This window comes from Staphylococcus pseudoxylosus, assembly GCF_003697915.1.
GTDB lineage: Bacteria > Bacillota > Bacilli > Staphylococcales > Staphylococcaceae > Staphylococcus > Staphylococcus pseudoxylosus.
This window is the reverse complement of the sequence record NZ_RCVN01000013.1, coordinates 1-13592: the sequence shown is the minus strand read 5'-3', so window position 1 is coordinate 13592 and position 13592 is coordinate 1. Positions and strand designations below refer to the sequence as shown.

Genomic DNA, 13592 nt, shown 5'->3' with positions numbered 1-13592 from the left:
CAATTAAATAGGCGTATAAATCATCATAATCATACATTGCTACATAATGACCTGCGAAATGAACTTTGCTAGAAAAATAATCTAAATAATAACTATCTAATTTCAAACCAACTGGCTGGCCAGTATCAATTGCCTTTTTGACATTTTGCCATGCCTTTTTAATTGATGTAGTTTCTTCTATATGGATTTCTAAATTTAAATTTTTCACGATGTTTTTTGTTAAATAATCTGGTTTAATACGCCCGCCAAGAAAAGGAAATGTCATATTTTTCATATCCTAATAAATATAGCCAAGACCTTCTCCAATACCAAATAGCATCGGTTCTGACAACTCTATATTTATAAACTTAAGTAACGTTCCAGTTGCCGTAGTTTCACAATGCTCACCTATAAAATAATTTATATTATTTTCTTTCATTTCAATTCTACCCTTTCGACAAATGATATGTTAACAATTAAATTGATGTACTTATATGATGCCCTTTGATGAAACTTATAAATTAAAAAAGACTTATCAATAGCGATAAATGCTAGTGATAAGTCCTTATATTAATGACAAAGTATGAAGTTTGCCACATTTAATTTAGATTGGTTTATTCAACTGTAACTGATTTTGCTAAGTTACGTGGTTTATCTACATCTAAGTCTCTGTGCAATGCAGCATAATATGAAATTAACTGTAATGCTACTACTGAAACAAGTGGTGTCAATAATTCATGTACGTGAGGGATGACATATGAATCACCATCTTTATTCAATCCATCCATTGAAATAATACATGGATTTGCACCACGTGCAACGACCTCTTTTACGTTACCACGGATAGATAAGTTTACTTTTTCTTGCGTAGCTAACGCAATAACAGGCGTACCCTCTTCAATTAATGCAATTGTGCCATGTTTCAATTCTCCACCAGCAAAACCTTCCGCTTGGATATATGAAATTTCTTTAAGTTTTAATGCACCTTCTAAACTTACATTATAGTCTCCTGTACGACCAATAAAGAATGCATTACGTGTAGTTCGTAAGAAATCAGTCGCAATTTGTTCCATAATATCTGCATCATCAACAATTGATTCGATAGCAGTTGTAACTTTTGCTAATTCACGTAATAAACTTACTTCTACGTCTCTGCCATGTTCTCTCGCAACGATTTGTGACAGAATAGATAATACTGCAATTTGTGCTGTATAAGCTTTTGTAGAGGCTACTGCAATTTCAGGGCCGGCATGTAACAGTAACGTATGATTAGATTCACGTGATAGCGTAGAACCTGGCACGTTAGTGATAGTTAATGACTTATGTCCTAAACGATTTGTTTCAACTAATACTGCTCGACTGTCTGCTGTTTCCCCTGATTGAGAAATATAGATGAATAATGGTTTTTCAGAAAGTAACGGTGTATTATATACAAACTCTGAAGAAACATGTACTTCTGTAGGTACACCAGCCCATTTTTCAATGAACTCTTTACCCACAAGCCCAGCGTGATAGCTTGTACCTGCTGCGATGATATAAATACGATCAGCTTCAGCCACATCTTTAGTCACTTCTGGATCCATCTTCAAGTTACCTTCTTCGTCTTGGTACTCTTGAATGATACGACGCATAACTGCTGGTTGTTCATGAATTTCTTTTAACATATAGTGATCGTATACGCCTTTTTCCGCATCAGCTGCATCAATTTGTGCTGTATAAGCTTCTCTTTCTTGAACATTGCCATCTTGATCTTTGATGATTACTTCATCACGTTTAACTATAACAATTTCATGGTCATGAATTTCTTTATAACGATTAGTAGCTTGTAACATTGCAATTGCATCTGACGCAATTACATTGAAACCATCACCTACACCAATTAATAATGGTGATTTGTTTTTAGCGACATAAATAGTATCTCTATCTTCATTATCAATCAGTCCTAAAGCATAAGAACCATCTAATAACGATACAACTTTTGTGAATGCTTCTTCAATAGTTAGACCAGTATTTGAAAAATATTCAACTAATTGTACGATAACTTCTGTATCTGTCTCTGAAATGAAAGTAATGTCACTTAAGTATTCATTTTTTAGTTCTTCATAGTTTTCAATTACTCCATTATGAACTAATGTAAAGCGTTCAGTTGCAGATTGATGTGGGTGTGAGTTTTCATGATTAGGTACACCATGTGTTGCCCAACGTGTATGACCAATACCTACATTACCGTCAGTATCTTCGCCATCTGCAACTTTTCTTAATTCTGCTATACGACCTTTTGATTTGAATACTGATGTGCCCTCATTATTAACGATTGCAACACCCGCTGAGTCATAACCTCTGTATTCTAATTTTTCTAATCCTTTTAATAATAATTCTTTCGCATTATCTTGACCAATATAGCCGACAATTCCACACATATAAATTTCCTCCAATGTAATGGCAATGAGATAATTGAACGTCTAGCGCATACGAACTTGTTCAATATATTTAGAACCCTTATGGACAGACTCATCCCTATTTAAATCAATAGTACTAGGTCTCCTCATAATAATGGTTATCTCGATTACCTTATAATAATAGTTATTTAATTTTGGCTATCTTATTAACTTTGTGCACTAGGTTGCCCTAATGTTTTCCTTAATAAGTTCACGAATGAGCCACATCCGGGATAGCATCCGCCGATGGTTCGATAACTATCCTCCTCGTCTACAAACTTCGATTAACCTACCTATTAAGCTTTCTGTTTTAAAACTTAAATTGTTAATACGTAACCTCATCATTTGTACAGGCGCTTTAATTGACTAAAACTCTAACTTTCCTCCTTCCTCTCAATAACATTAATTGTACAATGTTATTCATCTGTAATGCAAACAATTTATTAACAATATATTTACAAACACAAAAATAAAGTTGAGTATTAGTTAAAAGCATCGTACTTTCTTTGATATTAACAATGCTTCCTCAGCATAATTGAGCATAACCTAAGTCCTTGCATTAACCATATGATTTATAAAATAATCTCCTATATTCATAAAATATTTAAACATTGCTTATGTTATTTCTTAGTTTTAAAGAAGGCAGTAATAGTCTATTTCTACATTGTCATAATTGTCAAAGACAGTGTGACAAATTTGAAATTAGTTTACATTGTTTAATTCATTATTGCCACCTACAATTAAGTTATAAATAAAAAGAGAAAAAGAGGTGCAATAATATGTCACAAACAGAAACTAAAGAAAATAATGGGATTGGTCGTAAGGTACAGGCGTTCGGATCATTTTTAAGTAGTATGATTATGCCGAACATCGGCGCTTTTATCGCATGGGGCTTCATCGCTGCTATATTTATAGATGGCGGTTGGTGGCCAAATAAAGATTTAAGCCAATTGGCTGGACCTATGATTTCATATTTAATACCATTACTGATTGCTTATAGTGGTGGACGTTTAATACATGAAATGCGTGGAGGTATTATCGCAGCTGTAGCAACTATGGGTGTCATCGTTGCTTTACCTGATACGCCAATGTTACTTGGCGCCATGATTATGGGACCACTCGTTGGTTGGTTAATGAAGAAAAACGATGAATTTATACAACCAAGAACGCCACAAGGATTTGAAATGTTATTCAATAATTTCTCAGCTGGTATTTTAGGTTTCATTATGACTATTGTTGGATTTAAAATATTAGCTCCAATAATGGAATTTATTATGCATGTGTTATCTTTAGCTGTAGAAGCTTTAGTGCATGCACATTTACTACCACTAGTAAGTATTATTGTAGAACCTGCTAAAATTGTATTCTTAAATAATGCAATTAATCACGGTGTGTTTACACCACTTGGTGCAGACCAAGCATCTTCTGCAGGACAATCAATACTATACACAATAGAATCTAACCCTGGTCCAGGTCTGGGAATCTTAGTCGCTTATATGATTTTCGGTACTGGGACAGCTAAAGCAACATCATATGGTGCAGGTATTATCCACTTCTTAGGTGGAATTCATGAAATTTACTTCCCATACGTGTTAATGCGTCCTTTATTATTCATCGCTGTCATTTTAGGTGGTATGACAGGTGTAGCAACATATTCTCTACTTGATTTTGGATTCAAGAGTCCCGCTTCACCAGGATCATTCATCGTTTATATGTTAAACGCACCTAAGGGTGAGTTTTTACATATGGTAATCGGTGTATTACTTGCAGCAATTGTTTCATTTATCGTTGCTGCGATTATTTTAAAATTCACAAAAGAGCCTGAAGAAGACTTAGAGGCTGCTACTGAAAAAATGGAAGCTTCAAAAGGGAAAAAATCAAGTGTATCTTCTAAGTTAAAAGGGAATGAAGATAGTAATACAACTTCAACAACTGGTGCTGCTACTGCAACCACTGCTGATACAGATAGTACAGACACACAATCTGAAGAAGATTTATTAGACAATTACGATACTGAAAATGTAGATGCTCATGATTATAGTAAAGTAAACCATGTCATATTCGCTTGTGACGCTGGTATGGGATCGAGCGCTATGGGTGCAAGCATGCTACGCAATAAATTTAAAAAAGCTGATATACAAGACGTAGATGTAACCAATACTGCAATCAATCAATTACCAAGCGATGCACAACTGGTTATTACACAAAAGAAACTTACTGATAGAGCGATTAAACAAGTACCAAATGCAATTCATATCTCAGTTGATAATTTCTTAAATTCACCTAGATATGATGAATTACTTGAAAATCTTAAATAATTAAACAATCACTATATAGAACAATACTGGAGGGTATGGCTATGTTTTTGAGTACACGTGAAAAAGAAATTATCGAAATGTTAATTAAATATCACGGTCAATATGTCACTATTTACGACATTGCTCAACATCTAGCTGTATCCTCTCGTACTATTCATAGGGAATTAAAATCTATTGAATCATTTTTATCGACATTTGATATCGAGCTTGAACGAGTTACCAAAAAAGGTATACAACTGAAAACGACGGAGATGGCGTTAAATTCACTAAAACATGCATTATTAAATGAAAATACCATAGATTTATCACAAGAAGAACAAAAAGTAATTATTTTATATGCATTGATTCAAACAAATACTCCTATTAAACAATACGTTTTAGCACAAGAAATCGGTGTATCTAATCAAACAATGACAAAACTTTTAGATGAATTAGATACAGAACTTGATCAATACCAATTAACGCTACAAAAAAAACGTGGTGAAGGTATCCAATTACATGGTGCAGAATCAAAAAAACGTGAGCTATTAAGCCAGTTGATGGTCAATAATCTAAACAGCACCAGTGTCTATTCAGTTATTGAAAATCATTTTGTATATCAATCTATTAATCAGTCACAATTAGCAATGGTTGATATGGACAAAATATTTCAAATTGAACGTATTTTAATGGATCACTTAGGTCAACTTCCCTATTCTTTAACAGAATCAAGTTACTTAACCTTAACTGTACACATTGTCTTAAGTATTGAACGAATGCTAAATAATCAATACGTAGCTTTAAATGACGACATTTATAACAGTGTTAAAGATTCTTTTGAACACGAGGTAGCAAAGGCGCTTGCCTTACACCTTGAACATATTTATGGCGTACAGTTTAACCAAGCTGAAGTGACTTTTATCACTATTCACCTTAGAGGTGCGAAACGTAAAGAATCCGCCGAAGTATTTAAAGATAGTAAAGATGAATCAAAGATTGAAAAATTTATTCATTCTGTTTCACACTTTTCTCAACAATCGTTCAAAGATTTTAAAACGCTTAGCGAAGGATTAAAGTTGCACATCATACCAGCAATTAACCGTTTAAACGCTAATATTGAAACTTATAATCCATTAACGGAAATGATTCAACATAAGTACCCACGGCTATTTGAAAGTGTTCATCGTGCCTTACTACAAACCTGGCCAGATTTTAATTTTCCAGATAGTGAAATTGCATTTATTGTGCTTCATTTTGGTGGTGCTTTACAAAATCAAAATAGCGCCTTTTACAATGTACTCGTAGTATGTAGTAGTGGTATCGGAACAAGTAGATTACTGGCAACACGGTTACAACAAACATTTAGTGATATTCAAAATACTACTCAAGCATCAGTTGGTGATTTAAATGATATTGATACTACACAATTTGATGCGATTATTTCCACTGTAGATTTAGATATCGCTTTACCATACATTACGGTGAATCCTTTACTACCTGACGCAGATGTAAATCACGTATCAGCCTTTTTAAACACACAGCATAAACAACCAAAGATTCAAACATATGAAACGAATCATAGTAACATTTTAAATCCTGAAGAAAAATTAACATACATCAGAAAAGGATTAGAAATCATTGATTCTGTAAATGTAGATTATACGTCCGTTTCGAACTGGACAACTTATTTAACCAACACATTATTGGAACATCAAATCATCACGGAAGGCCAGTCATTCGCTGAACTGATTAAGCAACACATGGATCGACAAGGGTTTGTTTTAGACCCTTATCCAATCGCAATTCCTCATTTGAAAAGTGAGATTATTAAAAAACCTTTTATATTAATAACTATTTTAAATGAGCCTATTTTGCTTAATAGTAATCAAAATGACAATCTTTCCGTGAGATATTTGTTAAGCATGTTCGTTCCTCCTGATGATACAATGGCACAACTTGTAAGTGATATTTCAGGAAAATTGGTCGAACATCTAGATAATATTGATGGATTTATGGAACAACCAGAACAACTTCAAGCATTACTTAAGCAAAGTTATCTTATGCAATTACAAAAATTATTAAATATGGAGTGAAGCAAAATGAGCGAATTATTTAGCAATGAAAACATTTTTATCAACCAAACAGTTAAAGATCAAAACGAAGCAATTGAAAAAGCAGGCCAAGCTTTAGTATCAAGTGGTGCTGTAACAGAAGCGTATATTCAAGCAATGAAAGACCGCGAGCAAGTAGTAACAACATTTATGGGCAATGGCTTAGCTATCCCTCACGGTACTGATGAAGCTAAAGCTAGTGTGTTAAAATCAGGTTTAACTTTAATTCAAATACCTGAGGGCGTTGACTGGGACGGCGAAGTTGTTAAAGTTGTCGTAGGTATTGCAGGTAAAGATGGTGAACATTTAGACTTACTTTCCAAAATAGCTATTACGTTTAGCGAAGAAGAAAATGTAGAACGTATTATTCAAGCTTCATCAGCAGAGGAAATCAAACAAGTCTTTGAGGAGGCTGACGCATAATGAAAGCTTTACATTTTGGTGCTGGAAATATAGGTAGAGGTTTTATCGGATATATTCTTGCTGATAATGATATAAAAGTAACTTTTGCAGATGTTAATACTGAAATCATCACGGCTTTGGATCAACATCATGAATACGATGTCATTTTAGCTGATGAAGCTAAAACAACAACACGTGTGCATAATGTAGATGCTATTAACTCTGGTGCGCCTTCAGAAAGTTTAAAACAAGCAGTTTTAGAAGCCGATTTAATTACAACTGCAGTTGGTGTCAACATCTTGCCTATAATCGCAAAATCGTTTGCGCCCTATTTAACAGAAAAAGAAACACCTGTTAATATTGTTGCCTGTGAGAATGCAATTATGGCAACCAATACGTTAGAAAAAGCAATTTTAGATATAACAGGCCCACTTCCTGAACACATTCATTTTGCTAATTCTGCAGTTGATCGTATTGTTCCATTACAAACCAATGATAATCTTTTAGATGTTGTCGTTGAACCTTTCTATGAATGGGTAATTGAAAAAGACGCTTGGTTTGGTCCAGAACTTAACCATATTAAATATGTAGATAATTTAACTCCATACATTGAACGTAAGTTACTTACAGTGAACACTGGCCATGCTTACCTTGCTTATGCAGGTAGATATTTTGGTCAACCAACTATACTAGATGCAGTTAATGATGCAGACATTAAACATGATTTAGAACGTGTTCTTAAAGAAACAAGCCAATACATTACCAAACAGTTTGATTTTAACGAAAACGAACAAGCTCAATATGTCGAAAAAATTATTGAGCGTTTTAAAAATCCAAACTTATCAGATGAAGTTACACGTGTAGGACGAGGTACTATGCGTAAAATCGGACCACAAGATAGAATCATTAAACCGTTAAATTACTTATACCAAAATAATTTAAAACATGATGCCTTAGTTAAAACTGCTGCTTTGTTATTAAAATATGATGATACCAATGATCAAGAAACAGTAGAAAAAAATGATTATATTCAAGAACATGGTCTTGAAGCATTCTTAAAAGAGTTTGCTAAAACAGATGAACAATTAACTCAAGAAATCGTTCAAGCATACAATGTATTATAAATGTAAGAAACCGTTACTATTACAATAGTAATGGCTCAGAACATAAACACCCCTTAGGTGGCGCTTCACCTAAGGGGTGTTTATTTATGTGTTAAAACCATTATGATAATAACCCAACACATCCTATAAAAATGATGTGCTGGGCTACTTGAATTAAATATTTAGGTCTTGGTTAAATTTAAATAATAATTATTTATCTAATCCCATTTTATCTTGAACTACATCAGCAATTGTATTGGCAAAACGCTGCGCATCTTCATCAGTTGATGCTTCGACCATCACTCGCACTAATGGTTCTGTTCCAGAAGGTCTTACTAAAATACGACCTTCACCATTCATTTCTACTTCTACTTTAGTCATTATTTCTTGCACATCAATATTCTCTTCCACACGATATTTATCTGTTACACGAACATTAACTAATGATTGTGGATATTTTTTCATTTGACTTGCAAGTTGACTTAAACTTTTACCAGTCATTTTTATAATACTAGCTAATTGAACGCCTGTTAACAAACCGTCTCCAGTCGTATTATAATCCATTAATACAATATGGCCTGACTGTTCTCCGCCTAAATTGTAGTTACCTCTTCTCATTTCTTCTACAACATAGCGATCTCCAACTTTAGTTTTGTTAGATTGGATACCTTCATTTTCTAAAGCTTTATAGAAACCTAAGTTACTCATTACAGTAGAAACAATCATATTATTATTTAATTCATGATTTTTGCTCATCGCTTGACCAATAATAAACATGATTTGGTCACCATCTACAATATTACCTTTTTCATCTACTGCAATTAGTCTGTCACCATCACCATCAAAAGCTAAACCAAAGTCACATTCTGATTCGACAACTTCTCTAGCTAATGTTTCAGGGTGTGTAGATCCAACATCTTTATTAATATTATAACCATTTGGTTTACAGCCAACTGTCACTGTATCAGCCTCTAAATCACCGAATAAAAACGGTGCTAAAGAAGATGTAGAACCATTTGCACCATCTAATGCAATCTTCATTCCATCTAAGTTCACATCAACAGTTGATTTTAAATAGCTAATGTATTTTTGTGCACCTTCAAAATAATCAGAGTAATGTACAATATCTTCGCCAACAGGTCGAGGTAAATCAGGATTTTCTTGATCTAATAATGCTTCTATTTCCTGTTCTTGATCATCTGATAATTTGAAGCCATCAGAACCAAAGAATTTAATACCATTGTCTGGAACTGGGTTATGAGAAGCAGATATCATGACACCTAATTCGGCTTCCATTTCTCGTGTTAAGTATGCTACACCTGGTGTTGAAATAACGCCTAAACGCATAACTTCTGCACCGATGGAAATTAGTCCTGCAATTAAAGCAGATTCTAACATCTCTCCTGAAACACGAGTATCTCTACCAACTAGTACTTTAGGGTGCTTCTCACCTTTATTGTGTGCTAAAACATAGCCGCCATAGCGCCCTAGTTTAAACGCAAGTTCAGGTGTTAATTCTTTATTTGCTACTCCCCTTACGCCATCTGTACCAAAATATTTTGCCATTATTTATATCTCCTTTATTTATACAAATCTATTTAACTGTAATTTTTGCTGTAGTACCATTTGGATTAACTTTTGTCACATCTTTAGGTACTTTAAACTTCACATTTTTTTCAGTAGTATCTGAGATATTATCTAAATTTACATTTGCAGTAATTTCATCAATATCCTCTAAATCATCTTTATTACCATAAATTTCTACTTCTTCATCTTCTAAACTTATATTGTCTAATTCACGATTATTTGATAATGATCCTACTGCTTTTGTTTTTACTTTAACTTTTTTACTATAGTCTTCTACCTTAACGCTTAAGTTTACCTCATTCGGTTGTATTGAAACGTCAATTTTATTAAGATTTCTATCAAATGCAGTGATTTTTGCTACATCTGTAGTATTTTTAGCAATTTTACTCTTGTTTTTATATGTTGCTTTTAAATATGCTATTTTATCAATTTGGTCTTGCCCACCAGTCACTTTAACTGTCTCTGGTGAAACGCTTTGCTCACTAATTTTATAGTCTGAATCTAAGTCATTATTACTTACATCCGGTTCTACTTTTAATGTTTTGCTCACACGTTCTTCAAGATTTACAGTGGCCTCTTTCGGTTTAACACTATAATCAATGTCTTTATTCAATCCATTGACCTGGAATTGCGTCGTATGTTTTCCTGCTTTTTCACCACTTAAATCTAAGACTGCTTTAATATTTTCACCATTCTCAGCTTTTAAAACCTGTGATTGAGGGCCTGAAATTTCTACATCAACTTTATCAGGCACTTCACTCGCGTATAATGATTTATTATTATACTTCACTTGCACCGGTACTTCCTGAATCGTTTCAGAAGACTTTTGGCCTAAGTTATCAGCATTAAATATATTTCCAAACATATTGTTAACTGATAGGAAAAACACAAGGGCTAACACAAGGGCAATTAATCTTAATCCCCATTTACTTTCTAACATATTACTTCACACCTTTCTCATGAAAGTGTGTACCAAACCAATGTTCAGCTAATAATTCTTCAAATGCTTCATTTGAAATATCTTTTCTTAATTTACCGTCAAAAGTAACAGAAATAGATCCAGTTTCTTCTGAAACGATAACAGTAAAAGCATCTGATACTTCTGATATACCTACTGCAGCTCTATGTCTCGTCCCTAAACTTTTAGCGATTTTAGCGCTATCAGATAAAGGCAGATAACTCGCAGCACTAGCAATCTTATTCTCTTGAATTATCATTGCACCATCATGTAATGGTGTGTTTGGTATAAAGACATTTGTTAATAGTTCTTGTGATATTTCTGAATTCATTGCTATGCCTGTTTCAATATAATCTTGTAACCCTGTTTCATTTTCAAATACAATCAATGCGCCTATACGACGTTTAGCCATATATTGTACTGCTTTTGACACAGAAGATATTAACTTGCCTTCATCACTATTTAAATTCGTTGAATAACGTTTAAATAAGCTACCTCTACCAAGTTGTTCCAAAGCACGGCGAATTTCTGGTTGGAATATCACGATTAAAGCTAATACCCCCCATTGAATCACTAAATCAAAAAGACGGGATGTAGCTGTTAAGTTCAGCATTTTACTCAATTGTTGACCAATGACTATTACAACAATACCTTTTAATAGTTGAATGGCTTTAGTACCTTTAAAAACTGTAATGAGAAGATAAAGTACATACCATACTATGAGTAAATCGAGTACACTTGCAATTATTTTAACTGTACTCCAGTTATCAAAAAAGTTGGATAATTCCATAACATCTCCTCCGGTTATCTGTTCCCATGTTATATATTATACCAATCATAACACCAACTGTCATATTTAGTATTTAAATTTTTAGCAAAATCAAAAAGAGCGAAACTGAAATCTTATTTTTAAATAAGATTTCATAATCCCGCCCCAACAAAATTGACTGACACAATACTTAAGCAATACATTCTGCTATCAGTCAACTATTCCAATATTACATTTTAGCTAAGTACTTGGCCTATGTCTCTGTGTTATTGACATCGTTTCAACTGAATTATAGTAATGTTTCCCCGAAGAAGCTACCTACTAAACCTACTGCTTGCTCTGCCGTATCATTGTTATGATCGATTAGTGGATTCACCTCCACTAAATCCATAGAAGTAATGAGGTTAGAATTATGTAACAACTCTAATGCAAAATGACTTTCTCTATACGTTAAACCTCCAAGAACTCTAGTGCCTGTTCCTGGCGTTTCAACAGGATCTAAGGCATCAACATCAAGTGACAAATGAATACCATCTGTTTTAGGTTTTAAATAAGCAATTGTTTCTTCAATCACCTGTTTAATACCAAATCTGTCAACTTCAGCCATCGTAAACGTTTTAATATTATGTTCTTTTATGTAGCGTCTTTCGCCTTCATCTAAATCTCTCATGCCAATAAGCACAATATTTTCAGGTTTAACTTTAGGTGAATAATCAGAAATATTAACCAAGCGCTCATCGCCATCACCGGCAAGCACACGTAACGGCATACCATGAATGTTTCCTGAAGGTGATTCTTCAGGGACATTTAAGTCGCCATGTGCATCATACCAAATCACACCTAAGTTCTCATAATGCTTACTGACACCTGATATAGAACCAATTGCAATTGAATGGTCTCCCCCTAGTACAAGTGGAAAATGATTTTGTTCAATGCTAGTTGATACCGCATCACTTAATATGTTTGATGTTTCTATGATTTCTTCTATATTACGTAAGCCCTCTTGCTCTGAATTAAACTTTTCTAAATCTAATTTAGGTACTGCAATGTTCCCAGAATCTTTAACAGTTAGGCCAATTGCTTTAATACGGTCCTCAATTCCAGCGTATCGAATCGCATCTGGACCAAGGTTTACCCCTAATTTCCTTTGTCCAAATGTTGCTGGTACTCCAATAATTTCTACTGTTTTATTCATTTTTAAAACCCCTTTGTTGTTATATGTTTCTAGAATAATCTAAAGACATTAACATTTCAAGCGTTGCTAAAACAGCATTTTCTCTTCATTTCAGTCTTTTTACATATAAAATCAATATAGTGATTTATCATTCAAAACAAATCCTTTTAGTATCGATTTTTATTATTTTACTAGACAGTAAAATGTATAAATAAAAAACAAAATTTATTTAAAGTTTAAACTATAAAGGAAGTACTTCATGCTTAGATGATCACTTTATACAAGTGAAATTGGGTAAATAACACAAGTACTTGTCTAAAAGTGAAATATAATTTTATATACAAAAAAGCACTTCTCTTCTGAGAAGTGCTTACTAGTGAGCCATAGTGGGCTCGAACCACTGACCCTCTGATTAAAAGTCAGATGCTCTACCAACTGAGCTAATGGCTCTAATGGCTGGGCTAGCTGGATTCGAACCAGCGCGTGATGGAGTCAAAGTCCATTGCCTTACCGCTTGGCTATAGCCCATAAATGGTGGAGGGGGGCAGATTCGAACTGCCGAACCCGAAGGAGCGGATTTACAGTCCGCCGCGTTTAGCCACTTCGCTACCCCTCCGTACTATTCAATTAAAAATGGTGGAGGATGACGGGTTCGAACCGCCGACCCTCTGCTTGTAAGGCAGATGCTCTCCCAGCTGAGCTAATCCTCCAAATATGTAATGACCCCGACGGGACTCGAACCCGTGTTACCGCCGTGAAAGGGCGGTGTCTTAA

The 13592-nt window shown here is 34.1% G+C and carries 9 protein-coding genes, 4 tRNA genes and 1 pseudogene; 4 read left to right on the top strand and 10 right to left on the bottom strand.

All coding sequences use genetic code 11. The annotated features are described in order from the left end of the window. Positions 1–7 precede the first annotated feature (7 nt). Positions 8–418: pseudogene (locus D9V42_RS15665) on the bottom strand (BtrH N-terminal domain-containing protein); the annotation flags it as partial. 175 nt (positions 419–593) lie between these two features. Then, positions 594–2399, bottom strand: coding sequence for a glutamine--fructose-6-phosphate transaminase (isomerizing) (gene glmS / locus D9V42_RS11560; protein ID WP_122065067.1), 1806 nt, complete (start codon positions 2397–2399; stop codon positions 594–596). Positions 2400–3196: 797 nt separating this feature from the next. On the opposite strand from glmS, the gene D9V42_RS11555 reads away from it, so the two are divergent. Genes D9V42_RS11555 through D9V42_RS11540 form a run of 4 tightly spaced genes read left to right on the top strand, consistent with a single transcriptional unit; the run spans position 3197 to position 8351 of the window. Further along, entirely contained in the window at positions 3197–4735 is a 1539-nt protein-coding gene (locus D9V42_RS11555; RefSeq protein ID WP_122065065.1) for a PTS mannitol transporter subunit IIBC, read from the top strand. Between the two features lie 41 nt (positions 4736–4776). After that, a complete protein-coding gene (locus D9V42_RS11550; RefSeq protein ID WP_107555654.1) occupies positions 4777–6807 on the top strand; it encodes a BglG family transcription antiterminator in 2031 nt (676 codons plus the stop codon). A 6-nt stretch (positions 6808–6813) separates the two neighbouring features. Further along, positions 6814–7248 (top strand): PTS mannitol transporter subunit IIA, encoded by a 435-nt coding sequence (locus D9V42_RS11545; protein WP_017722036.1) that lies wholly within the window; start codon positions 6814–6816, stop codon positions 7246–7248. Beyond that, positions 7248–8351 (top strand): mannitol-1-phosphate 5-dehydrogenase, encoded by a 1104-nt coding sequence (locus D9V42_RS11540; RefSeq protein WP_107555653.1) that lies wholly within the window; start codon positions 7248–7250, stop codon positions 8349–8351. Before D9V42_RS11545 ends, D9V42_RS11540 begins: the two co-directional genes overlap by 1 nt. A gap of 189 nt (positions 8352–8540) precedes the next feature. Here the strand turns inward: D9V42_RS11540 and glmM are convergent, their stop codons facing one another. From glmM to D9V42_RS11500, 8 genes are all read right to left on the bottom strand, one after another. Further along, complete coding sequence (gene glmM / locus D9V42_RS11535; protein WP_107555652.1) at positions 8541–9896, bottom strand: phosphoglucosamine mutase; 1356 nt, start codon at positions 9894–9896, stop codon at positions 8541–8543. Positions 9897–9924: 28 nt separating this feature from the next. After that, on the bottom strand, positions 9925–10857 hold the full coding sequence (locus D9V42_RS11530) for a CdaR family protein (protein WP_107555651.1): 933 nt from the start codon (positions 10855–10857) through the stop codon (positions 9925–9927). 1 nt (position 10858) lies between these two features. After that, the gene (cdaA, locus tag D9V42_RS11525) at positions 10859–11665 is read right to left on the bottom strand and encodes a diadenylate cyclase CdaA (protein ID WP_017722031.1); all 807 of its coding nucleotides are present in this window, start codon (positions 11663–11665) and stop codon (positions 10859–10861) included. A gap of 268 nt (positions 11666–11933) precedes the next feature. After that, positions 11934–12839 (bottom strand): arginase, encoded by a 906-nt coding sequence (gene rocF, locus D9V42_RS11520; RefSeq protein ID WP_107555650.1) that lies wholly within the window; start codon positions 12837–12839, stop codon positions 11934–11936. A 356-nt stretch (positions 12840–13195) separates the two neighbouring features. Further along, positions 13196–13268: transfer RNA gene (locus tag D9V42_RS11515), tRNA-Lys, on the bottom strand. Positions 13269–13271: 3 nt separating this feature from the next. Further along, positions 13272–13346, bottom strand: a tRNA-Gln gene (locus tag D9V42_RS11510). A gap of 4 nt (positions 13347–13350) precedes the next feature. Continuing rightward, positions 13351–13434, bottom strand: a tRNA-Tyr gene (locus D9V42_RS11505). An 18-nt stretch (positions 13435–13452) separates the two neighbouring features. After that, positions 13453–13528: transfer RNA gene (locus D9V42_RS11500), tRNA-Val, on the bottom strand. Positions 13529–13592: the final 64 nt, after the last annotated feature.

Bases quoted from the DNA above. Each gene is read 5' to 3' on its own strand.
- D9V42_RS11540 (WP_107555653.1), top strand. From the start codon at position 7,248: ATGAAAGCTTTACATTTTGGTGCTGGAAATATAGGTAGAGGTTTTATC.
- glmM (WP_107555652.1), bottom strand. From the start codon at position 9,896: ATGGCAAAATATTTTGGTACAGATGGCGTAAGGGGAGTAGCAAATAAA.
- D9V42_RS11545 (WP_017722036.1), top strand. From the start codon at position 6,814: ATGAGCGAATTATTTAGCAATGAAAACATTTTTATCAACCAAACAGTT.
- D9V42_RS11555 (WP_122065065.1), top strand. From the start codon at position 3,197: ATGTCACAAACAGAAACTAAAGAAAATAATGGGATTGGTCGTAAGGTA.
- glmS (WP_122065067.1), bottom strand. From the start codon at position 2,399: ATGTGTGGAATTGTCGGCTATATTGGTCAAGATAATGCGAAAGAATTA.
- cdaA (WP_017722031.1), bottom strand. From the start codon at position 11,665: ATGGAATTATCCAACTTTTTTGATAACTGGAGTACAGTTAAAATAATT.
- D9V42_RS11550 (WP_107555654.1), top strand. From the start codon at position 4,777: ATGTTTTTGAGTACACGTGAAAAAGAAATTATCGAAATGTTAATTAAA.
- rocF (WP_107555650.1), bottom strand. From the start codon at position 12,839: ATGAATAAAACAGTAGAAATTATTGGAGTACCAGCAACATTTGGACAA.
- D9V42_RS11530 (WP_107555651.1), bottom strand. From the start codon at position 10,857: ATGTTAGAAAGTAAATGGGGATTAAGATTAATTGCCCTTGTGTTAGCC.